Raw genomic sequence first — 22,584 nt, 5'->3', positions numbered from 1 at the left:
AATCGTTATTTGACAGTTTTTTCATCTCGATTAACTAATTCTAATTTTCCAGTATGTGGGTCAATTACTAAACCATGAACTTCAACCTCTTTTGGAACAAGTGGGTGGTTTTTTATAATTGATACACTATGGTTAACACTATCGTATACATTTGTAAATCCAGTTAACCATTTATCTAAATCTAAACCTGAAAAACCTAAAATTTCTAAGTTTTCTTCTTTTATTCCTCGTTCAACCATACTTTCTTTCATTCGTGTAGGATTTGTATTACCCATACCACACTCATGGTGACCGATTACTAATACTTCTTTCGCTCCAAGTTCATAGATTGAAACTAGAATACTTCTCATAACAGAACCAAACGGATGCGCAATAACAGCACCAGCTGTTTTAATCATTTTCACGTCACCGTTTCTTATATCAAGAGCCTTTGGTAAAAGTTCAACAAGACGTGTGTCCATACAAGTAACAACTACAACCTCTTTATTCGGGAACTTTGAAGCTATGTATTGCTCATATTCCTTATTCTCCACAAACTTCTTATTAAAATCTAAAATCTGATCTAACATATAATTTCCCCTCCAAACAAAAAATAAAGAGCATTTCCCTACACTTATATTGAATGAAAAGCTCAAAATTTACAAACATTTTGCATTCATTTATAGTATTATTCTAAAATTATGAGTTCATTTATACCGTTTTTTTTATTTTTTTTGATTGTTAATACACAATTAAACGAAATACTTTATTATTAATATCTTTCAAATTTTTTTTATTTTTTGTGTTTATATTGTACACTAAATATAGTCTTTGATAAGGAGGGAATTAAAATGAAGTTTGAACATTCGATTGCATTACATAATGGAGTTAAAATGCCTCAATTAGGTTTAGGTGTGTGGCGTGTGTCACCAGAAGATGGTGTAGATGCAGTCAAAACAGCAATTGAAGTAGGTTATCGTCACATTGATACTGCAGCTGTCTATCAAAATGAAGAACAAGTAGGTGAAGCAATTCGTCAATCTGGTGTTGCCCGAGATGAACTTTTTATTACAACAAAAGTTTGGAATGCTGATCAAGGGTATGATTCAACCTTAAAAGCTTACGAAGAAAGTCTTAAAAAGTTAGGCCTGGATTATGTTGATCTTTATTTAATTCACTGGCCAGTAAAAGAGAAATATTTAGATACATATAAAGCATTAGAAAGACTTTACGACGAAAAACTTGTGCCAGCAATTGGTGTTTCAAATTTTCATATCCATCACTTAGAGGATATTGCAGCTAATCGAAATATTAAACCAATGGTCGATCAAGTCGAATTGCACCCAATGTTCCAACAAAACGAATTACATGAATATTGTCATAAAAACGGCATTGCATTAGAAGCATGGAGCCCATTAATGCAAGGTGGCGAGGCTTTAACAAATCCTGTTATAAAAGAGATTGCCGATCAGTATGGTAAAACAACTGCCCAAGTCATCATCCGTTGGCACTTACAACGCAATGTAATCGTTATTCCTAAATCAATAACACCTTCACGAATTCAAGAAAACTTTGAAGTATTCAACTTCGAGCTTTCATCAAATGATATGCAACAAATCGCTACACTTGATGCAAATAAACGTGTAGGTCCAGACCCTGATAATTTTGATTTTTAAGAGGTCGGTTTTTTAATAGAAATGGCTACCAATCTTTTGAAAGGTAGCCATTTTTTCTTATCCCACTAGATTCCTATTTGTGCTTTAATTGTATCTATTGTTTGCTTTTTGTATTTCGTTTTCGGAATAGGCGCATTTTGGTTTGATGGATTTTGTTTTAAGTAATTTTTTTCTACGAATTGGAAATCTGTTATGTTGACGATTCCATCATTATTAATATCCGCACTTCGTTTATTCGTTTCCCAATATGTTTGAATATATAACGCATCATAGACATCGATTACGTCATCTCCATTAACGTCTCCTGCAGTTGCTTTGTCGCTAAAATATTGTAATGTTTGTCCCCAAATTGTACCATTCTTATCTAATCCGATAGGAATTTCACGTTTCACTGTAAAATGACCCGGCACTTTTAATTCCCAAATAAACGGTTTAGTCGTTAAAGGTAGATTAGAAATTTTGTAATCTCCATAACTTACAAGAGATGATGAGCCATCATATACTTTGCCATTTAGATCAATCACTCGAATTGTAGCACCAGAAGTCGTCCAATTCCAATTTCGATTGTATCCTGAAGCTTCAGCACCTACTGTTCCAAATACTTCAGAGAATATTGGTTGGATTAACCACTCCATTCCAGCTGAAGAAAGCGTAATTTGATTACCTTGATCATTCGTATAAGCAATTGTTGGATTTACAAGAGCATTTACCGCAAACGTTGTACTCTTCACCTTTAATTTCAAATTAATCGCAGGAATTTTTCCACTAAACGATTTTGTTTCATCTAAAGCTAGTTTTACTTTTGAATTATTTCCAGTCGTTTCAACAGTTACTGATGCACCAAAATCCTTTAGTGCTTCATTTGCCTTTGCCTCAATAATATCGAAGTTTTGACCTATATTATTAAGTGTCCATTCTGCTGATTTCATGTTTTGTACGTTATTTAAAACAAACGTAGCGTTAACTGAATCGCCCATTTTCACATTTACATTATCTGTTTTTATATATCCATAAGGTGTACCAACTTTAACAAAGTAGTAACTTTTCTTTTGTGTCGTGTTATTCGCACCATCTAATCCATTCAAAGTATAGGTCATGAATGTGCTTGTTTCGTTTATTGGTACACTTAAATCAATTTTCCCATCTACCCCGACAGGTAGTACAGGATTGAAGTTACCATTAACTGAATAATTTACTTTGTTTATTGATTGATCGACTTTCATTCCAAAATCATTCATATTTGCAACTTCTTGATCAGTTACACTTACTTGAACAGGAATTGTTTTCTGACCAGGTTGATATTCCATTACAGGAGACTCATTTCCATCAAATGATGTTGTCATAGTAGGGATATTATTATCGATATATAAATCATTGTAGTTTACGAACACTTTATCTCTAGTGCTCGTACCAATTAGTTTAATTCGATATGGTCCAGGTTTTACATAACTTAATATCGGTGAAATTGGCTGTGTTGTATCACCAGTATAAGCATGGTATGTACCATTAAAGAAAGTATTTAGTAAATAATTTGTCCCATCGTATGCCGAACTTAGATCGATCGTTCCAATTACACCTAAATCATTTCCTGTTTTTCCATCTTGTAAAACGATATCCATTCGTTTCATCGGTGATTTAAAATTAAAAATTAAGTCTATAAATTGATACGCACTAAAGCTACGTTTCACATGTAAAAATGAAGGTGACATTGATTGATTAGATAATGTTGTTGAATTAAACCCTTCCTCTGTTGTTCGGACACTAAATGGAATTCGATATTGTTCATTCTTGTCATCTTTATTTGTCGCAATAATATATCCTTCGTAAATACCTGCTTTAGCGCTCGCTGGAACATTAATAGAAACAGGTATTTTCTTAGCATCTAACGATTGTACTTTAATTTCTGAAGGAATATTTACACTTACACCGTTTTCGCTAGCATTTAGCGAACCATTCACATTTGTTTGAAAGTTAACATCTACATTAAATTTCTTCAGTTTAGATTCTAAATTTGTAAAGTTCAATTTCTTTTCTACTAAAATATCCTCATTTGCATAGTGATTACCAAAGCTAAGTCCACCTGTTAATTCTTTTACTTTTACATTCTCCCCATTTAATGGGAAGGCTGTTTCATCTTGAACTTGTATTTTCATCCCAGTATGTATTGCTCGATAAGGATCGACACGACCAGCGCCCACATGAAATACACTATAGTTGTCTGTTAAAGGCTTTGCTGTATTCATTAATATCGTTTTTATATCACTAGGTTCAAGCATTGGATTTGCTTGAAGTAATAAAGCTGAAATCCCTGTAACATGTGGTGCTGCCATAGAAGTACCTGACATACGGGAATATGCGTATTGATAATTAGTTTGATCATTATTGTAAATAGAGTAAGCAGGCACGCTTGATAATACACTTACGCCAGGTGCTGTAATTTCTGGCTTTATGTCGTAATTACTTCTGGATGGTCCACGTGAACTGAAGCTAGCAAGTTTGTCTGCATCAGTGTTAACTTCTTTCAAATCTTTAAAAGTCAGTTTAGTATGGCCCGCTGCTAATTGTGCTTTAAAATCTAAACCTTGTTCATAACTCATCGAAAATGCAGGAATAAAGTTTTGATCTTCTTTTACGAATTGTGTTGGACCTGCATTTGGAATATTACTATATGCAATGATTGCTCTTGCACCGTGATTTTTTGCATAAACAGTTTTTGACTGTGTCCCAATAACACCAGTACTTACAAAAACAACTTTTCCAGTAACGTCCTTATTTAAGTAATCTGAGTCATTACCGACACCTAAATCTACTACATCTATCGTTTGATCATTAAATACTTTTAAATCTGAAACAAAATCATTATAGAGCGTACTTAACTGAAATGGTGTTTCGATTCCATTAAGAACACCAGAATATTTAGTTACTGAAATAGGTGCACTACTTGCCCCTACCGTTAATGCAAGTGCAGCTGCCCCAGGTGAACCTAGCGTATAAGAATTCGGCCCACTATTTCCCGCCGATACTGATGCTGTCACACCATTTAGTACAGCGTAATTTACAGCTGTGCTTGTCGGATACATCGGATCATTTATGTTAGCTCCAAGAGAAAGGTTAATCACATCCATTTTATCTTCAACAGCTTTTTCAATACCAGCTAAAATATCGTCCATATCACCAGTTCCATATGGACCTAAAACACGGTAGACATACAGGTCAGCATCAGGTGCAATTCCCTTAACAGCTACACCACCAGTATTTTTTGCTCTTCCTGCAATCGTTCCCGATACATGTGTCCCATGATTTGTATAGTAAGTTGATAGATTTTGATCAAACTCAGGACGACCAGATTTTTTCCAATCGTCATATGTAGTTTCCATCGGATCTGGATCATTATCTACTAAGTCGTATCCACCTTTAAATGCATCCTTCAAATCAGGGTGATGATAATCAACTCCTGTATCGATTACACCGACTTTTACCCCTTTGCCTGTAATCCCTTCTTTATGGAGCTTATCTACACCTAAAAATGGTAAACTCTCTATTCTCTTAATTGAATCTTGGTTCTCTGGATTACCCCTTTCAGATGGTGGATCGATTGTAAATTCTACACTTTTATAAACAGCTTTAACTGAATCAGACTTTAATAGAAATTCAACTTCATTTGCTGGTAGTTTCATAGAAACCCCATTGTAGACAGTATCAAATGAACGAGTAATATTATATTTATTTCCGCCATTTTTCTCCTTAGAAGTTGGTAAAATTTTTGTTAAATCCTCTTCAAAAGCAGTGTGATCGTGTTTTACTCTCCTCTTCGCCTCAGTAGGAGTTAAAGATTTCCCTTCTAATGCAGACTCTAAAATAGCAATCTTTTCTGGCTTAGATTTGAATTCGACAATAACAGATATGTCAGTACTACTCTTTAAGTCCTTTTTATCAAAACCTTGTAGTCCATCACTCTCCAACGATTTTAGCTTCGTTAAAGCATCTCTTTGTTCTTTGGTCAACGAAGCTAAGATTTTTTCAGACGTTTTACTATTTACAATTGTTGCAGAAGCATAATCTTTTTGGTTAGCTGGGAATAACATCGATAAAAAAATGGCTGCCACCGCAGAGCCCTTTACTACTCTACTTAATTTTTTATTTTTTGATTTCCTCACTTAATCCCTCTTTTCTATTGATATGATTATTTTAAGAACACTACTAAAACACATTTGCAAACTAAAGGAATACAGAATATCACTTTCTATTTCTCTGATTCATTAAATTCAATTATATTTTTTTATATTTTTCAGTCAATTGGGACATTTTTATCCATATTTAGTAAGGAATTGTCTATTTTTTACTTTTTTTCGACATATTTCCACCGTAAAATTGTGTCAATTTGATAAAGTTCTAGATTTAATAAAAAATTACATAAAAAAGACGATTCAAAAAGTCATTACCTCAACCTTTTAAATCGTCTTTCTAAATAATATATTAATATAATCAAATTAAATAAATTTCGATCCGTTCTTTCCCGCCACCTTTATTGTTTCGTTTTAGCTTTATATCTTTAATTTCTCCTGTTCTTTTAATATGTGTCCCACCGCACGAAACTTTACCAAAGCCTTTGATTTCCCAATATCTTCTCTGATTTTTTAAATCATCAAACTCACTAATTATTTCCAAATCCGCATCAATGAGCTCCTTTGCTTTTTTCTCTAAAAATGGGAATGTATCAGAGATTTTTCCATCCCAATAAAAATCAATTCTAGCTTTATCACTAGTAATATTTGCTCCAATTTTTTCTGGATTATTATAGTTTTGATACATTAGCTCCAAGATGATTTCTGCCGCAAAATGTAGCTTCATTATTCGATATCGTTTCTCCCAATCGATTTCAACCACTACTTCTTGTCCTTTTTGAAGATCATGAATTTCAGGTAAAGTGTAGATAATATCTAATCCGTTCTTCCTAGCTTCAATCACCTCATAATTTCCAATTCTCCCAGCGTCTGATTGTTGGCCACCCGAAAAAGCATAAATAATAGTTTGATTTAAAGTAACTTCACTACCCTCCACTTCCGTAACAATTGCAGAAGTTTTAGCAAGATAAGGATCTTCCCAAAAAAGTTTTTTTACGCACATCGTTTTACCCCTTATTCTTTTTTGTTGTGAATGTCATTTCCATTAAACGGTTTCCAGTGAGTAAAAAAAGAAACAATATAAATTGCCCCACCAGTGTGTCGACAAAGTACAAAAAATCTGATTTTCAGACTGATTGCAAGCGCTTGTCTTTCGAGGCGCGAAGCCTGGTGAGGAGCTTAAGTTACCCTAGACGGTAATGAGCACCGCAGACAGGCGAAGCAACGAAGAAAGCGAGCGTTTTCGGGCAGTCTGAAGGAACAATACAGATTGTTCCTCTTCTAAACTTACTTTGTAATAACTTCACTACCTTTGACTAATTCAATACGCACTTTTTTAAGCCCATCTTTTCCATCAACATATGTACTTAATTTCCAATTTGCAGAAAGCGTATGCTTAATTAAATCAATTGCTTCTTCAGATAAATAAACTCCTTGTATGGCAGTTCCAATATCTTCATAATCTTTTTCAACTTCAATTCCAAATTTATATCTTAATAAAGTCATTAAGGATCCTTTTGTTAGAAATTTTATTTGATAGCCATCATTAACTATTTTATTAAAATTTTCTTCACTGTTTTTGTACAGATTTATTAATGTTTGCCAATCAGGAAAACCTTTACCATATTGATTTAAAAACTCGAAATTCTCTTCTTTCATTGCGTTTATTAACTGAATGTTTTCTACACCAGCACTACGTAGACTTTCAATCATAATTGCATTATTTATCGCAATACTAACAAAGCTCATCTTTGTACTCCCTCCAAATTAAAAGAATTTTCTTTTAATTCAACTTTATCATAAAATACCTTGCTTCACTATTATATTGATGAGAATAGAGAATGCTTTCACTAATTACTAAATAAAAAACCACAAGATCCTGTAGCAATCTTGTGGTTTTACTTCTTTTAAATACACCATCTTATTTAAATCGTATTTATTGTAATAATGGCAGTTGTGCCTTCATCAATTTCACTTGTAATTTGTAGATTTCCACTATAATTTTCAATTAGGTTTTTTGCAATTGATAAACCTAAACCATTACCGCCATTCGCTCTACTTCTTGCTTTATCTGCTCGATAAAATCGGTCAAATATATGATTGATATCTTCTTCTTTAATACCAATTCCGTTGTCTTTCACTTGAATTTCAATTTTGTTTGCAACTTGTGCTGTAGCTATGTCGATAATGGTGTGTTCTTTACTATATTTAACTGCATTATCAAACAATATAATTAATATTTGCATTAAATGTTCTCTTGCGATATTGGCTTTATCGACAATTTGATTAGGAGTATGGAAGCGAATTTCCAAATCTTCATGTAATAGCTGATAATTGCTTATGATTTCGTTTAATACTTCATTAATATTGGTTGGCGCATATTGTTCGAGTTTTTCACTATATTTCTCAAGCTTCGTCAACTGTAGCAGTTCATTCGTTAAGATAATCATTCTGTTTGTTTCATTAATACAAGTATTTAATGAGTTTTCTAAAACAGATTCGTCTTTTTTCCCCCAGCGATTAACGAGTGATAAATGACCATGAATGATTGCTAGTGGTGTTCTTAATTCATGAGAAGCATCTTCAACAAATCGCTTTTGCCTTGTTATTGATGTCTCTAACTCGTCCATCATTTCGTTAAAGAGTAGACCGAGTTCAGCCAGCTCATCTTTTGTTTCTCCTACAAAAACTCGCTCTTTTAATTGATTATTTTTTATTTTAATCATTGTTTGGTTTAAATTTTTAATAGGATTTAATATTTTTTTAGATAAGAAATAACCACTTAATATACTTAAAATTAACGAAATCGTTGTTCCCAGAATAAAAATCATGAAAGCTTCTTTAATTAATTTCGAAAAGATTTCTACATTCATCGCAACTTCTATAACACCGTCAAAATTCTTATAATGTAACGACTTACTATTAATTAATATTTCTTGATTGTGCAACCTATATTTTTGGATTTCTCCGAAGTCATTTTTATTAATATGAATTTTAGGCATTTTTCTAGAAACTGTAAAAATTACTTTTCCATCTTTATCTAATAATCGAATCATTTCATTATTTTGTATAATTTTTTCAAAATACACTTTGTTTTCTACTAATGAGTTAGCATTTACTTTCTTTGTTTTGTACTCTTCATCTAAATAAGCTGACGCTTCATTTAATCTTTTTTCAATTCGAAGTTGTTGCTGTTTCATTACAGACATTTGAATTAAAGCAGATTGAATAAGATTACATACTGTAAATATGACAAACATAAGCACAGCGATTGTAATTGTTATTTTCCATCTAATCGAAAGCTTATTCATCAAGGTAAAATTCACCTCTACATCCTCATTACATACCCTGTACCCCTTACAGTATGAATATAGGTATTATTCTTATCATCTAGTTTTGTTCTTAAGTAGCTAATATAAACATCTACTACGTTTGTTTCAATTGTAGAGCCATAGCCCCATACAGTTTCTAATAATATTTCTCTAGTTAATACACGATTTACATTACTCATTAATAAATACAATAAATCGAATTCTTTTTTAGTTAAATCGATGATCGTTTCATCTTTTTTCACAACTCGAGCTGCAGAATCTAGAGACAAATCTTTGAATTTTAAGCAGTGTAAATTTGTTGAACGGTCGATTCGTCTAAAAATTGCTCGCATATGAGCTAAAAGTTCTTCAATAACAAATGGTTTTGAGATATAATCATCTGCACCACTATCTAATCCAGAAATTCGATCAAAAACACTATCTCTTGCTGTAATCATAATAATTGGTGTGTCTTTATGCGCTCTAATTCGTCTACAAACTTCAATTCCGCTTAAATTAGGAAGCATCAAATCAAGCAAGATTAAGTCAAATTCTTGGTCAATCGCTTGGTTTAATCCGTCTCTACCATCATTTGAAATATGAACTTCATTTCCTTCATATTCTAATTCTAATCGTATAAAATTTGCTAATTCTTTCTCATCTTCTATAATTAATATTTTTTTCATATATTTTATCCCTCTTTTTTTTATAATAACATCTATAAAATTATTATTTGTATTGTATAAGGATATCTGTTTAAGATGAAAATGGCTTTATGAATATTTTAAAATTCAATTAGAGTTTTATTAGAATTTTTTAATACTTTAACTTAATTATCTTGATAATACTACCTATTGTGTACATTTTCTAATAATTCCACTTGAAAACGATTAAAATTTATTTAAGAATATATTTGGTAAAAGCTTTTTATTAATTCAAAAAAAATGACTTTAGCATTTGCTAAAGTCATTTTCATACTAAAAAGCAATTTGATTCTCACTACCTCATCTTCCTTACTTATTTATAATTAGGAAACTGAATCGGAATGTTTAGTATATTTTCTGATTGGCCGTCTTTTGCACTTGCTACATATAGTGTAAGCACTCCATTTGGACTAGTTGGTTGATCGTAATGAATGACTAATTTAAAGTTCCCCCATTCAGGAGCTCCCATGTCAGCTATTGTATGACCTTCCGCTAACACATTATGACCATCTTCTATTCGATATAAAAATGTTGCTTCAAAAACACGAGCTTTCCCTTCAACAATTAATACATTTTCGCTAGTTGAGTCATTTGCGACTGAAGTTACTTTAAATGCATCGTTTTCAACTGGTGTAAAAACTTTAACGGGTGGCTTTGTTTCATCCTTTTTAGGCGGATTTTGATTACCTTTATCTGGTGTTTTTCCCGTATCAACATGTGATGACTGATCATCTTTTTTACCGTAGTCACTTGACTGACAGCTTGTAAAACAGAATATGCTTAAAATTATGAGTCCAATAAATAATAATCTTTTCATTCTATTCATCACCCCTAAATTAATTTATTGATGCAGTGTAAATATTATTTTTGAATCAAACATTTATTTTTAATTTAAGGAAAACCGAGGTGCTTCTAGCAATTGGAATGAATTTTTAAACACATTAATAAAACGTATTAGCAAGTTGGATTACAATTGGTAAAGTTAGACTACTTAATATCGTTGAAGTAATAACCGTTTGTGCTGCAAAACTTGCGTACGGACCTTTGAATGATAGTAATGCACTGTTTCTTGAACTTGGAAAAGCACTACCTATAAAGAGGGCTTTTGCAACTACGCCTTCAAAACCGAAAATTTTTATGAGAGCAAATGCAATAATCGGACCACCAATTAATCTTAAGAAGTTACTAATCGCTAAATTGTTCCAGCTAATTTCTTTCCCCGATTCAGCTAATTGAGCTCCAAGTGTAAGTAGCGCAAATGGGGCGAATGATTCAGTAATCGGATTTAAAATGGTAACCACTTCATGATTTAATTTCACATGAGAGAGTTGCAGGATAAAGCCAATTGCTACACTATATATGATTGGTAGCTTAAGCATTTTTATAATTGCTTCTTTCATTTTAACTGAAGCCTCTGCATTATATACCCCAACAGTAAATGTCATGATATTTTGAAACAAAACGATTAAAACGCCAATACTCAATGCAAAAGGATCATTTTTAAATACTAACGCATTTACTGGTAATCCAAGATTTCCTGAATTATTTAATGCGATGCTATTAGTAAAGTTACCTTGCATAGATTTTTCAATTCCTCTCCATCTACATATTAATGTCGAAATTATGGACATGAGGACAAATTGAATAACTAAGTAAAATAAAACAATCCCTGCAACTTTACCAGATAACGGACTATCATATATTTTCATAAATACTGCTACTGGAAGAAATAAATAAACTAAGAGGGTTGTTAAAGTACGCAAGTTAAGTTTAAAAAATCGATTAAAGAAATAACCTAATAAAACATAAAAAAATAGAGGTAGCATAACTTCTAGTAGTAATTTTATTACCATCTCTTTTCCTTCTTTCAGATGATCAACCGCTTATAATTTGCTCTACATATCCCGGTTAAAAATTTTTTCCTTTTGTTTCTGAAATTCAATATCAGTGATTACCCCGTCATTTTTTAATTTATTTAATTTACGAAGTTTCACTTCAAAGTCCAATTTCTCACTCATAATATACTCTTCAACATTAACTTTATCATTTGATATACCACGATCACTAAACACGTTATATCCATTAATAATCGTAATCATTAGAGCAACTCCGGTCCATATCAATCCGAACAATCCAGCTTTTGGTATTACAATGGTAAAACCGAGGACAATAAAAACTACCCCAATCAAAAAACCTAAAAAAGACTGCCCTTTACTTGGTTTAACTCGAATCTTTCTCAAATTTCCCCCTCTTTTCATTTGAAAATTAATGACTGAATGAAATAGAAGCTTTGACGGTAAATTTGATAAAATATTATTTTGCTTTCGGAATAACTATATTCGACAAATTATGTTTAAATACCAATTGTAAAAATAAAAAACGAGCAAATTAAGTGATTTTTATTTACACTTATTATCTGGCAGGTGTATAGATTGATTTCACACCATTTAAAGAAAAAAATATCAATAGAGTTATTTTGAATATTTTTCTTTCCATTCACTTAAATAGAGAACTTCACTTGTTTTTACAGATTCACCATCAAGCAGCGTAATAAATTCTAAACTATTTCCATCAGGATCCTGGAAATATACACTTGCTGCTGGCATCCAAGTATGTACAACAGGTTCAATTGGATCTAGTCCAAAAAAGTTTTCAGTTGGTTGAATACCTCTCTCTTTTAACCATTTAATACTATTCTCTAGTTCATGTAGACTTACCCCAAAAGCGAAGTGACCTTTGTGAAATTCCTTTCCTTTCTCTACTTCCCATATTCCGAGCATTTGTTTGTCCTCACCAATAAAAAAGAAAGCTACTCTTCTTTTCTCAATTTTGTGAGCAAGCTTAATACCTAGTTTTTCGTAAAACCCACTTCTAAATGAATTTCATATATACTTTTAATCACCGCTTTTCTCCTCCTACCAGATTAATGTAATTTATAATTATTTATATTTTAGCATTAAGTTATTTATTTTTTAAAAAATTCCGACTTTTAAACTTATCAAGATTTTCTCTAAGATGATATGATTTAATGACAATCATTTAACATGTAAGGAGGTTTGTTTGTACATGATATTCCAATCAAATAAACTTACTATTAGTCAATTACAAGAAAGTGATATTCCCCTTCTTGCAAAATGGCTTTCGAACCCAAAAGTTTTACAATATTATGAAGGCCGTGATAATCCATTCAACGCTGCAAAAGTTAAACGTATTTTTTTTACTAAAGATCCTTCTATTCAAATGTGTATTGTAGTTTATGAAAATATTGAAATAGGCTACTTACAATTTTATAAACTAGACGATGAATCCAAAATTGAATATGGTTATGATAATACAAGTGAGGTTATTTACGGAATGGATCAATTTATTGGCGAAATTAATTTTTGGAATCGAGGGATTGGAAGTTTACTTGTCTCATCAATGGTGAATTTCTTAGTAAATAATCAAAACGCAATGAAAGTGGTAGTAGATCCACAAACATGGAATGCACGTGCCATTAGATGCTATGAAAAATGTGGATTTAAAAAAGTTCGATTACTTCCGAAACATGAGTTACATGAAGGCGAATATAGAGATTGTTATGTGATGGAATATAAGCAAATTTAACTAAAAGGCTGCCTAATTTTATTGTTAGACAGCCTTAATTTTATTTATTTGAATGATGCATACCCTTCGTCTGCCATTACGACACTACCGTTAATAGCACTTGCTTCTTCTAAAGAAAGTAAGTAAACTGTGTCTGCAATTTGCTCTGGTTGAGTCAATTTATTGCCCATTACTTTTGCTTTCATCATATCAATAATCCCTTTGTCTTTATATCCTTGGATAATTGGCGTATCAACTGCTCCAGGTGCAACTGCAACAACTCGTATACCATATTCAGCTAATTCAAGAGCTGCTGATTTCGTCATCATAATGACAGCGCCCTTCGTTGCATGATAAGCAAAAGTACCATGTGATGCTAAAAATCCGAATACAGATGCCGTGTTTATAATGACACCTTTTATCCCTAACTCTTTCATTTTACGTGAAGCTGCCATAATGCCATATGCAACTCCGTGTTGATTAACGCCTATTGTTTTGTTATAAACTTCTAAATTCATATCAATTAATGGTGAATTCGCACCAATCCCTGCATTATTAAACATCACATCGATACGGCCAAATGTTTCAACTGTTTTTTCAACTAAACTCTCAATATCCTCAAATTTAGAAACATCCGTTTTTACGAATAATGCTTCTCCACCTTCAGCTTTAATTAAATCAACTACTTCTTTTCCTAGTTCTTCATTAAAGTCTGCAACTACAACTTGATCACCTTTTCTTGCAAACTTTAAAGCGGTTTCTTTCCCAATCCCACTAGCTCCACCTGTAATTACTGCTACTCTTTTTGTTTTCATTATTTTTCCCCCTTAAGATCTAATAAATGATTTTTTAAGCATAGATCTTTATTACAACTTCATTTTAACAACCTTTCATATTAAATAAAATTTAGTTATACTTACTAATAATTCACTAAAACTTAATTAGGAGAAAAAAATGAATCTTGAACAATTACAATATATTATAGAGGTTTCAAAATCGGGATCTTTAACTTTGGCAGCCCAAAAATCACACATCACTTTATCTGCAATTAGCCAATCAATCTCAATGTTAGAAAACGAATTAGGTGTATCACTTTTCACGCGCTCAAGGGGGCAAAGTGCTATACCTACTAGAGAAGGAAAAGTAATTATTGCAAAAGCAACTGAAATTTTAATGAAAGTAAATGAGTTAAAAGAAGAAGCAAATGATTTTAAAAATACTTTATCTGGTGAACTTAGAATTGCAACGATACCTGGCCCAACTCACCTACTTGTTAATACTGTATCTCGTTTTAAACAAGACTTTCCGAATGTAAAAATAGAAATTTTTGAAAGGGGCCCTAATGAAATTATCGAAAATTTACAGTCCCACAAAATTGATATAGGCTTAATTGTGTCCGAGGAGATCATTCCTAAAAACAGTGGATTACTATACGAAAGATTACTAGAAGGTAAAATGGTTGTTGGAGTTAGCTCAAGTTCTCCCTTATCTTCTTTAAAATCGCTCTCTCCTGAAAAACTGCAACAAGAAACGCTAATTCTTTATGACGATCCAATTATCAAAAATTTCGTAGAAGAATATATTTCTATATTTGGAAAGACAAATATTTTATTTACAACGAATAATACGCTCGCTATTGAAAATGCGGTAGTGAGCGGTTTAGGCATAACAATCGGTTTAGACTTTTCATTTTTAAAAAATAAAGGCCTTGTTCCGATTGAAATTAAATTGCCTAATTATTTACCTATTCATTATGTTTGGGTTCGACACGATGGAAAGTTTTCATCACAAATTGCTAAGACATTTTTGAATAGATTGTCTTTAGAAATTTAAAAGTTTGAATTTTTTATTGGGTTAAAACTGCATGGGATGAATACGAAACAATGCAAAGGGATCTCTCACTCACCTGAGAAATCCCTCATCATCTTAAAGATTAAAGCTATTGAACAAATACTTGTTTTAAAGGTTGATCGGCTGGCCCTTCTAAAACGTCACCATAAATTGAAAATCTTGAACCGTGGCAAGGACAATCCCATGATTTTTCACCATTATTCCATTCGACCTCACAACCTAAATGAGTACATGTTGTGTCTACACAATGAACTTTCCCATTTACATCTTTATATGCTCCAACTCTTTTCCCATCTAGTGTTACTACTGAGCCCTCATCATTGTATAACTCTTCTATTTTTCTAGAAACGGGTTCTAATTTTCCTTCGATTAAATGTTTTGCTACATCTAGGTTTTGCATTAAGAAATGTTTGATACTAGGATCTGCTTGAAATCTCGAAGGAGTGAACACATCAGCATCAACTGCTTCTTTTTCTAAAATTAAATTACTAATTAACTGGGCAGAGACAGTCCCACTTGTCATGCCCCATTTACGGAAACCTGTTGCAACGTAAATATTATGATGTTTTGATGATAGTCTGCCAATATAAGGCATTTTATCTAAAGTGATTAAATCTTGGGCAGACCATCTAAATTTTACATCTTCAATTCCGAAAGTTTCTTCACCAAATAGCTTTAAATTTTCATAAAAACTCATTGTACGAGTTTCTATACCAGTTTTATGACTTTCCCCACCTATTAGTACTAATTCTTCATTATTATATTTAAATGATCTTAGAGACCTTTTTGGATTTTCCGCACTTATGTACATGCCCCCTGGATATGCTGTTTTTACTTTTGCAGCTAGGGCATATGAACGATCAGCATGTAATTTCGTAAAAAACAATTGATTACCATCGTAGAAAGGAAAATGGGATGCACTAACAACATGCTTACATTTAATTTTTCTACCACTTTGAGTGACTACAACTGGACTATTGCCTGTTTCAACATCAATGACTACAGTTTCTTCATAAACCTTTAATCCGTTTTCAATGGAAGCTTTTAATAAATGAATCAAATATTTTAGTGGGTGAAACTGAGCCTGATCCCTCATTGTAATTGAATATTTTGTATCAAAAGGTAATAATGTTTTTACTGCTCCAAATGAGTCAATTCCTATCTTTTGATAGGCTTTCAATTCATTTTCTAAATTTCTTACATAATCATCTGAAGTCGTATAAATTGTTGCATCTTGGACCTCATAATTACAATCTATTTGGTTATCATTCGTATATTTCCTAATAAAGTCCATCGCATTTTTAGTAGAATGATAAAAGATTTTTGTTTTTTCCAACCCAAAATGTTGAATTAGCTCGTCGTATATTAAATCATGCTGTGCCGTTACTTTTGCTGTTGTATGACCAGTTGTTCCATTTATAATTTTATTCGCTTCAAGTAAAGCCACCTTCATACCCGCTTGCGTTAAAAAATAAGCGGTTGAAATACCCGTTATTCCGGCACCAACGATTACGGCATCAAACTCTGCGTCATCATTATATGGTTCAAAAGTAGGAATATTTAGTCCACTTCTCCATATTGGCTTTGAGTGCTTCGGCAAGCCATTATAATCAATCTTTTCATTCATCATTGGATACCTCCATTTATGTTATGTGGTTATTATTACCAAATTGATGAATGTTCATTAAACTAACTTTTAAATACTACAAATTAGTAAATATAGTTAAAATGGAGATAATGATGAATGCTCACCTAACAAAGTAAAAAAGTAGTTAATAATTAGTAAAGAGGGTAATATACATGGCTTATCGAATTAAAGACACTTTAATTTCTGAAACTGATTTAAAAAATAGGGTAAAAGAACTTGCAAAACAAATTGAACAAGACTTTAATAACGAACCACTAATCCTTATAGTTGTTTTAAAGGGATCATTTGTATTTGCAGCTGATCTAGTTCGTGAAATGAAGAGTAATATTAACGTAGACTTTATTTCTGTTTCCAGCTATAGTAACCAAACGGAATCAACTGGAAAAGTAAGACTATTAAAAGATTTAGATGAAAATATTACTGATAAAAACGTTGTTGTAATTGAAGATATCATTGATAGTGGTTTAACATTGCACTTTTTACGTGACCATCTTCAAATGCACAAGCCAAAATCAATTAAGATTTGTACTTTATTAGATAAACCCGAAAGAAGAAAAATCGATTTACCAGTTGATTATGTAGGTTTTGTCATTCCAGATGAATTTATCGTAGGTTATGGAATTGATTATGCACAGCAATATCGAAACCTACCGTATATCGCAACTGTAGAAGAATATTAAACTAATCAAAAACATGCCGTTGATATTTTTATCAAACGGCTTTTTTATTGCTTATTAACTTTTTTGTTAATCAAGTCGATTAATAAGTTTCGATCCTCAGGAAAACTAAGTTCTAATTCAAAAATTTCATCAACTGATTTCCAAGCAATTTCATATATTAGTTGATCCGGATCCTGAATTTTGGCATCACCACCAATAATTTCAACCTCAAAATAATGTACTTCTACTTGAAAACCATATGAGATACCTTCTTTTATAAGCAATTGCTTAATTACTTCAACTTCATATCCTGTTTCTTCGAGTACCTCTCTTTTACAACACTCTTCAATCGATTCATTTTTTTCTAAACCGCCTGATGGAACAGTCCAACGCTTTTTTTCATCTGGCCTCCCTTGAAGAACCATTAAGATTTGCCCTTTAAGATTGATACAAATTCCAGCTGCTCCAATCCATTTCTCCATGAAAAGCCACCTCTTTTTTTACTTTTTATACCTTATCTACTCGAGCATTAATGTTTTAGGCTGTTGAACATTCACCTTTTGATATTTAGATAATTTCTTGGGAAAAATAAAGCAAATTTAGTAAAACGGGGTGAATTTATGAATCGCAAATTACTACTTATTTTCTTGATCGTTGTTTGCTTGATTTTTCCGAACTTTAGTTACGCCGATACTACAAGTGCTAACCCATTAAAAATTGCGTTTGTTCGCGATGGATTCGTATGGATAAAAATAAATAATAAAGAGGAAAAAATAACAAAAGCAAAAGGGGTTTATACGAATCAACCAAAATGGTCATTTGATGGAAATTATTTAATGTACCAAAAAGAAATACCTACTGGTCCTACCGCATCTTATCCTACTCGGTCAGAAATATGGATTTATAATATGAAAACAAAAAAAGAACAAAGAATTATTTTCGATGGTGAGAATCCAAAATGGTCTCCTACTAAAAATATTTTTGCTTTTTTAGATAGCGGTGTATTAAATGTTTCTGATTTTAATAATTTTTACAATATTGCACTAGGTGTGGATGATTATAATTGGACTCCAAACGGTAAAGGTTTTATAGCTTCATCAGCAGCAGCGCTAAATCCAGACGGTTGGACAAATCCAGTTTTATATAAAATCAATTTACCAAATGATTTAAAAAATATTACTAGTGTAACAAACAATGTAAAACAATTTTTTGTTGTTCCGAAAACATTAACAAAAGGAAATACCTCCATTCCGTCTATAAATGCGTCAACATTTCAATTTTCACCTGATCAAAAATGGATCTCTTTTATCGTTAATCCAACAGCTTCTTGGTCTATGGATAGCGACATGCTATGTATCATTTCTTCAGATGGAAAGGTTTTTGAAGTTCAAGATGAAATTATTTTACATTTAGATAATCCAAAATGGGCCCAAAATAAAAATATATTAGGATACATTGCAGGTGGAGGAAGATTGGTTTCCGGATACAAAAATAAAAAGATGAATATTACTGAAATGCCAGCATTTACATCTACAAATTTAACACCACCACACTATGCTGAATTAGGATTTACATGGTGTGATGACACATCAATTGTAGTATCAAGAGTAAAAGAAAGTGAGTGGTCAAATGATGAAAAGAAACGCCCAAAACCGTCATTAAACGTGATCAATCTTTCTACTCATAAACAACTGAAAATAACTAATCCACCAGTTGGAAAGGGGGATTATAACCCAGTCTACTCTAAGACCACTAATAAAATAATGTGGACAAGAAAAGGGGAATTAGATGTTGTCGGTAACGTATGGATCGCCAATCTAGATGGTAGTAAACCTAAAATTTTATTAAAAAATGTTAGTTCATACGCTATTTTTGAGCGGTAAAAAAGATGAGGATGAATTTAGTTTCATCCTTATTCCATTTCAAGGCTATTAACGAAGCAATCATTGTGTAAAACCGGTACTACGTTAAAATGATTTAATTGGCTACAATGCATAACATCATCTTCAAAGCCCTTCATTCTCAGCTCTCTTCCACTTCCACATTCCCAAATCAATTCTTTTATTTTATGTTTCGAGTGAAGAAATGCACCAATACAGACTTCCGCTTCAGGTGATTTTGTTCCTTCTAACTCTGCTAATATTGCTCCTGCTCCTAAATAATCTTCAATAGAAGGTCGTAGTGCATCCTCATTTTCATGTAAATCATTCCAAACCTCACCACACGGAATGACTGTAATATTAACACTTTTTTCGTTTTTTAGACGGTTAGCAAATCTCGCTACCGAAGACGCATTTAATAAAGAACCAATCAATAACGCTGGCACCTTTGAAGCAATCCATGAACAAAATGCCCCATTTAGCGAACATAAAACAAATTTATTATTGGCATGACGTTCATTAAATGAGACCGGTGAAAGTGTTGCCTTCCCTAAAACGGCCGCTTCATTTCTTCCTAATATATACTCCGCTCCTATCTTTTTAGCATAAGCTTTTCCATCTAAATTTGGTGGATATGGATAGACGATTGCGTTTTGAAATACTGCTGAAACAACAGTCGATGAAAAACTAAGAACATCAACAATAATTGTAATATCCCCGCGCTTAGCTGCTTCTCTTGCCCCCCTTTTTCCCCATTCTACACGGCATTCATAATTAGATTGATCAAACATTTTTTTTGCCCCCTTGATAATCTTATACATAGAAAAAGCAAGACTCTTTTTAAAGTATTGCATCAATATGTAAGTAAATTTTTCAGACTGATTGCAGTGTAGTTTATTCTGGAAAAGAACATACCGCTGGTTTACTTCCTCATGAACCTGTTATGAGTTAAATTTTTGCTTAAAAAATATATACTTAGACATTTGTTGTTCTATATTGACAATGTTTTATTTCAACAGTCTGAAGCCACCCTATAGGTGGCTTCAGTTTGTTATCTAATCGATTTAATTTGCCTTAAAATTATAAAGTGGTTTAATGATTTTTATGACTTCGATGGCATCTTTAGTATTTTCAATGATTTCTTTCATTTCCTTATAAGCCATCGGACTTTCGTCAAGCGTACTCTCTAAAACTGAAGTACTCCAAACATCCTTCATTGTTTCTTTAAACTCATCTAGTGAAAGAGTTGCTTTTGCTTTTGAACGACTGAGAATTCGACCTGCACCATGAGGAGCTGAATAATTCCAGTCTGGATTTCCTTTTCCGACTGCAATCAAACTACCATCACGCATGTTGATTGGAATCAATACTTTCTCACCTTTTTGAGCAGAAATCGCTCCTTTACGAAGAATCATTTTTTCGATATCAATATAATTATGAACGGTCGTAAATTGTTCAACAACCGTTAAATCCATATTCCTTACGATTTCATCCATCATTGCTTTGCGGTTCCATAAAGCATATTCTTGTGCAATTGCCATGTCATGCATATATCGATCAAACCAAACTCCTTCTAAATAAGCTAAATCCTTTGGAATATATTGTGAAGGTAGGTTTTTTAATGCTGCCTCAATTTCTTTCTCACGGCCCTCATCCCTTAATTGCTGAATGACTTTTGAACGATTTTCTGCCTGACTCTTTAACAATTCATACGCCTTTTTCTGATAAAACTCCGCTACAACTTTACCTAAATTTCGGCTACCAGAGTGAATAACAAAATAAATATTCCCGTCTTCATCAGCATTGCATTCTATAAAATGATTTCCGCCACCAAGCGATCCTAAGCTAAGTTTTGTTCTTGTTTCATTTAGTTCTTTAAAACAATATAGCTTCGAAAAGTCAACTTTCTTCACAAATTCGTGTTTATTATTTCGAATTGAAAACCCTGATGGAACATGTTTACGAATGACTGCATCTAACTTTTGAAAATCGATTTCTTTTTGTGAAACTCTTATTGTTTCCATTCCACAACCAATATCGTACTTTAACCTCTAATTTCTTAGAGAGTGGACTATACCTTCTCTACAATTATCGGAGTATGCAGCTCCTCATGTAGGCTCGCCGTGTTAATTATTCCATCTATCATTAGTAAGTAGAATAATTCTGCACAATCGTCTGCTAACAACGTGCAAGTCTCTGAACCATTTGACTATGTCACCATAACCTCTGGCTGCTGATTGCCCTCGACTATATTTCACGTTAGGGTTTCCAGCAATTGAGCGAGTTTTTTTACGTTGGAGCCGATTTCGTTAACCCCAACGAGATTTGGAACGATTTTATCTTGAATCGTCATTGTCGTCCCAATCGTACATCCCTTTCCTGCGTGAGTATCAGGCATAATTCTAATTTTAGAACGTTTTGCGAACTCTTGATTACATAATTCAATAATTTGCCCAATTGCTCCTTGATCCACATTATCTGTAAATATTTTGGCTTCATTAAATGAGCCTTTAACTGTAAGCATTCTTGTTCTCCTTTAATTTAGTTTTTTTATGGTCTAACTTTATTAAACTATTTCAAAGCATTTGGTAATAGTTCTTTTTTGACGATTTACTTTAGATTTTCTAAATTTAAAGAATACGAAAGAAATTCTTTATCAACTTGATAGCCATTTTTTTCATACAAAGCTTGTGCAGATTTATTATCAATCGCTGTTTGTAAATCTAATGCTTTTGCTTTCGACTCGATTGCAAATTTCTTTGCTGCATTTAACAACAATTGAGCTACTCCTTTTTGCCTTGCTGTCTCAGTTACATATAAATCATTTAAAATCCATAACTTTTTCATTGATACCGATGAAAATGAAGGATATAACTGTGTAAATCCTATAGATTGATCTTCCTCTTTCACAAGGAAAATAACTGAATCTTTGTTATTGATACGTTCCGTTATAAAGTCAATCGCTCCGTTTAAATTACTTTCTTGTTTATAGAACATTCTGTACTGATTAAATAAATTTGCCACATCAAAAATATGCTCTGATTTTGCGCGAACGACTTCCATCATGTCACCTCTTCAAACTATTCATTAATCTATTAGTTAGTTCGGTACATTTCAGAAATTTCCTTTAATCGAAACTAGGTTACAATATCTACAAAAAATAGTAA

The 22,584-nt window shown here is 32.5% G+C and carries 21 protein-coding genes and 1 pseudogene; 5 read left to right on the top strand and 17 right to left on the bottom strand.

The genetic code is table 11. From position 1 onward, the window contains the following. Positions 1-5: 5 nt before the first annotated feature. Positions 6-569 carry a beta-class carbonic anhydrase gene (locus ACSBO6_RS04500; RefSeq protein WP_098845763.1) on the bottom strand — a complete coding sequence of 188 codons (564 nt, stop codon included), beginning with the start codon at positions 567-569 and terminating at the stop codon, positions 6-8. A 261-nt stretch (positions 570-830) separates the two neighbouring features. Between ACSBO6_RS04500 and ACSBO6_RS04495 the strand changes: the two genes are divergently transcribed. Next, positions 831-1,655 carry an aldo/keto reductase gene (locus tag ACSBO6_RS04495; protein ID WP_098845764.1) on the top strand — a complete coding sequence of 275 codons (825 nt, stop codon included), beginning with the start codon at positions 831-833 and terminating at the stop codon, positions 1,653-1,655. Between the two features lie 65 nt (positions 1,656-1,720). On the opposite strand, the gene ACSBO6_RS04490 is transcribed toward ACSBO6_RS04495, so the two are convergent. From ACSBO6_RS04490 to ACSBO6_RS04450, 9 genes are all read right to left on the bottom strand, one after another. Then, positions 1,721-5,812 (bottom strand): S8 family serine peptidase, encoded by a 4,092-nt coding sequence (locus ACSBO6_RS04490; RefSeq protein WP_498844228.1) that lies wholly within the window; start codon positions 5,810-5,812, stop codon positions 1,721-1,723. Positions 5,813-6,140: 328 nt separating this feature from the next. Beyond that, entirely contained in the window at positions 6,141-6,782 is a 642-nt protein-coding gene (locus ACSBO6_RS04485; RefSeq protein WP_498844227.1) for an alanyl-tRNA editing protein, read from the bottom strand. Positions 6,783-7,066: 284 nt separating this feature from the next. After that, positions 7,067-7,528 carry a hypothetical protein gene (locus ACSBO6_RS04480; protein WP_098845767.1) on the bottom strand — a complete coding sequence of 154 codons (462 nt, stop codon included), beginning with the start codon at positions 7,526-7,528 and terminating at the stop codon, positions 7,067-7,069. A 176-nt stretch (positions 7,529-7,704) separates the two neighbouring features. After that, positions 7,705-9,090 (bottom strand): HAMP domain-containing sensor histidine kinase, encoded by a 1,386-nt coding sequence (locus ACSBO6_RS04475; protein WP_098845768.1) that lies wholly within the window; start codon positions 9,088-9,090, stop codon positions 7,705-7,707. 17 nt (positions 9,091-9,107) lie between these two features. Further along, a complete protein-coding gene (locus tag ACSBO6_RS04470; RefSeq protein WP_098845769.1) occupies positions 9,108-9,776 on the bottom strand; it encodes a response regulator transcription factor in 669 nt (222 codons plus the stop codon). Positions 9,777-10,107: 331 nt separating this feature from the next. Beyond that, entirely contained in the window at positions 10,108-10,611 is a 504-nt protein-coding gene (locus ACSBO6_RS04465) for a Gmad2 immunoglobulin-like domain-containing protein (RefSeq protein ID WP_180232898.1), read from the bottom strand. 124 nt (positions 10,612-10,735) lie between these two features. Then, positions 10,736-11,647: an AEC family transporter gene (locus ACSBO6_RS04460; protein WP_098845771.1), complete on the bottom strand. Its 912-nt coding sequence runs from the start codon at positions 11,645-11,647 to the stop codon at positions 10,736-10,738. A 42-nt stretch (positions 11,648-11,689) separates the two neighbouring features. Next, complete coding sequence (locus tag ACSBO6_RS04455; protein ID WP_498844226.1) at positions 11,690-12,034, bottom strand: SHOCT domain-containing protein; 345 nt, start codon at positions 12,032-12,034, stop codon at positions 11,690-11,692. 231 nt (positions 12,035-12,265) lie between these two features. Further along, positions 12,266-12,622 (bottom strand): VOC family protein, encoded by a 357-nt coding sequence (locus ACSBO6_RS04450; RefSeq protein ID WP_498844649.1) that lies wholly within the window; start codon positions 12,620-12,622, stop codon positions 12,266-12,268. A 238-nt stretch (positions 12,623-12,860) separates the two neighbouring features. Between ACSBO6_RS04450 and ACSBO6_RS04445 the strand changes: the two genes are divergently transcribed. After that, complete coding sequence (locus ACSBO6_RS04445) at positions 12,861-13,400, top strand: GNAT family N-acetyltransferase (RefSeq protein WP_098845774.1); 540 nt, start codon at positions 12,861-12,863, stop codon at positions 13,398-13,400. Between the two features lie 44 nt (positions 13,401-13,444). Here the strand turns inward: ACSBO6_RS04445 and ACSBO6_RS04440 are convergent, their stop codons facing one another. Beyond that, entirely contained in the window at positions 13,445-14,194 is a 750-nt protein-coding gene (locus ACSBO6_RS04440; protein WP_498844225.1) for an SDR family NAD(P)-dependent oxidoreductase, read from the bottom strand. Positions 14,195-14,333: 139 nt separating this feature from the next. Between ACSBO6_RS04440 and ACSBO6_RS04435 the strand changes: the two genes are divergently transcribed. Next, entirely contained in the window at positions 14,334-15,212 is an 879-nt protein-coding gene (locus ACSBO6_RS04435) for a LysR family transcriptional regulator (protein WP_498844224.1), read from the top strand. Positions 15,213-15,318: 106 nt separating this feature from the next. Here ACSBO6_RS04435 and ACSBO6_RS04430 read toward each other — a convergent pair whose 3' ends face one another. Next, positions 15,319-16,857, bottom strand: coding sequence for an FAD-dependent oxidoreductase (locus tag ACSBO6_RS04430; protein WP_498844648.1), 1,539 nt, complete (start codon positions 16,855-16,857; stop codon positions 15,319-15,321). A gap of 173 nt (positions 16,858-17,030) precedes the next feature. Between ACSBO6_RS04430 and hpt the strand changes: the two genes are divergently transcribed. Further along, a complete protein-coding gene (gene hpt, locus ACSBO6_RS04425) occupies positions 17,031-17,558 on the top strand; it encodes a hypoxanthine phosphoribosyltransferase (RefSeq protein WP_498844223.1) in 528 nt (175 codons plus the stop codon). Positions 17,559-17,602: 44 nt separating this feature from the next. Here hpt and ACSBO6_RS04420 read toward each other — a convergent pair whose 3' ends face one another. Further along, on the bottom strand, positions 17,603-18,019 hold the full coding sequence (locus ACSBO6_RS04420; RefSeq protein ID WP_098845778.1) for an NUDIX hydrolase: 417 nt from the start codon (positions 18,017-18,019) through the stop codon (positions 17,603-17,605). A 138-nt stretch (positions 18,020-18,157) separates the two neighbouring features. Between ACSBO6_RS04420 and ACSBO6_RS04415 the strand changes: the two genes are divergently transcribed. After that, entirely contained in the window at positions 18,158-19,420 is a 1,263-nt protein-coding gene (locus tag ACSBO6_RS04415) for a TolB-like translocation protein (RefSeq protein ID WP_498844222.1), read from the top strand. Between the two features lie 29 nt (positions 19,421-19,449). Here ACSBO6_RS04415 and ACSBO6_RS04410 read toward each other — a convergent pair whose 3' ends face one another. From ACSBO6_RS04410 to ACSBO6_RS04395, 4 genes and pseudogenes are all read right to left on the bottom strand, one after another. Next, complete coding sequence (locus ACSBO6_RS04410; protein ID WP_498844221.1) at positions 19,450-20,208, bottom strand: 2-phosphosulfolactate phosphatase; 759 nt, start codon at positions 20,206-20,208, stop codon at positions 19,450-19,452. Between the two features lie 273 nt (positions 20,209-20,481). Further along, positions 20,482-21,441, bottom strand: a complete 960-nt coding sequence (locus ACSBO6_RS04405) for an RtcB family protein (protein ID WP_498844220.1) — start codon at positions 21,439-21,441, stop codon at positions 20,482-20,484. A gap of 284 nt (positions 21,442-21,725) precedes the next feature. Further along, positions 21,726-21,941, bottom strand: a pseudogene (locus tag ACSBO6_RS04400) (RtcB family protein); the annotation flags it as partial. An 86-nt stretch (positions 21,942-22,027) separates the two neighbouring features. Next, positions 22,028-22,480, bottom strand: a complete 453-nt coding sequence (locus ACSBO6_RS04395) for a GNAT family N-acetyltransferase (protein WP_498844219.1) — start codon at positions 22,478-22,480, stop codon at positions 22,028-22,030. Positions 22,481-22,584: the final 104 nt, after the last annotated feature.

The organism is Bacillus sp. AL-1R (genome assembly GCF_052180195.1).
Classification (GTDB): Bacteria; Bacillota; Bacilli; order Bacillales; family Bacillaceae_G; genus Gottfriedia.
This window is presented reverse-complemented; position numbering and strand designations above follow the sequence as displayed.

Coding starts and splice junctions, on each gene's coding strand:
- ACSBO6_RS04445 (WP_098845774.1), top strand. CDS start 12,861: ATGATATTCCAATCAAATAAACTTACTATTAGTCAATTACAAGAAAGT.
- ACSBO6_RS04420 (WP_098845778.1), bottom strand. CDS start 18,019: ATGGAGAAATGGATTGGAGCAGCTGGAATTTGTATCAATCTTAAAGGG.
- ACSBO6_RS04485 (WP_498844227.1), bottom strand. CDS start 6,782: ATGTGCGTAAAAAAACTTTTTTGGGAAGATCCTTATCTTGCTAAAACT.
- hpt (WP_498844223.1), top strand. CDS start 17,031: ATGGCTTATCGAATTAAAGACACTTTAATTTCTGAAACTGATTTAAAA.
- ACSBO6_RS04495 (WP_098845764.1), top strand. CDS start 831: ATGAAGTTTGAACATTCGATTGCATTACATAATGGAGTTAAAATGCCT.
- ACSBO6_RS04500 (WP_098845763.1), bottom strand. CDS start 569: ATGTTAGATCAGATTTTAGATTTTAATAAGAAGTTTGTGGAGAATAAG.
- ACSBO6_RS04465 (WP_180232898.1), bottom strand. CDS start 10,611: ATGAAAAGATTATTATTTATTGGACTCATAATTTTAAGCATATTCTGT.
- ACSBO6_RS04475 (WP_098845768.1), bottom strand. CDS start 9,090: ATGAATAAGCTTTCGATTAGATGGAAAATAACAATTACAATCGCTGTG.
- ACSBO6_RS04460 (WP_098845771.1), bottom strand. CDS start 11,647: ATGGTAATAAAATTACTACTAGAAGTTATGCTACCTCTATTTTTTTAT.
- ACSBO6_RS04440 (WP_498844225.1), bottom strand. CDS start 14,194: ATGAAAACAAAAAGAGTAGCAGTAATTACAGGTGGAGCTAGTGGGATT.
- ACSBO6_RS04470 (WP_098845769.1), bottom strand. CDS start 9,776: ATGAAAAAAATATTAATTATAGAAGATGAGAAAGAATTAGCAAATTTT.
- ACSBO6_RS04395 (WP_498844219.1), bottom strand. CDS start 22,480: ATGGAAGTCGTTCGCGCAAAATCAGAGCATATTTTTGATGTGGCAAAT.
- ACSBO6_RS04480 (WP_098845767.1), bottom strand. CDS start 7,528: ATGAGCTTTGTTAGTATTGCGATAAATAATGCAATTATGATTGAAAGT.
- ACSBO6_RS04435 (WP_498844224.1), top strand. CDS start 14,334: ATGAATCTTGAACAATTACAATATATTATAGAGGTTTCAAAATCGGGA.
- ACSBO6_RS04410 (WP_498844221.1), bottom strand. CDS start 20,208: ATGTTTGATCAATCTAATTATGAATGCCGTGTAGAATGGGGAAAAAGG.
- ACSBO6_RS04415 (WP_498844222.1), top strand. CDS start 18,158: ATGAATCGCAAATTACTACTTATTTTCTTGATCGTTGTTTGCTTGATT.
- ACSBO6_RS04405 (WP_498844220.1), bottom strand. CDS start 21,441: ATGGAAACAATAAGAGTTTCACAAAAAGAAATCGATTTTCAAAAGTTA.
- ACSBO6_RS04430 (WP_498844648.1), bottom strand. CDS start 16,857: ATGAATGAAAAGATTGATTATAATGGCTTGCCGAAGCACTCAAAGCCA.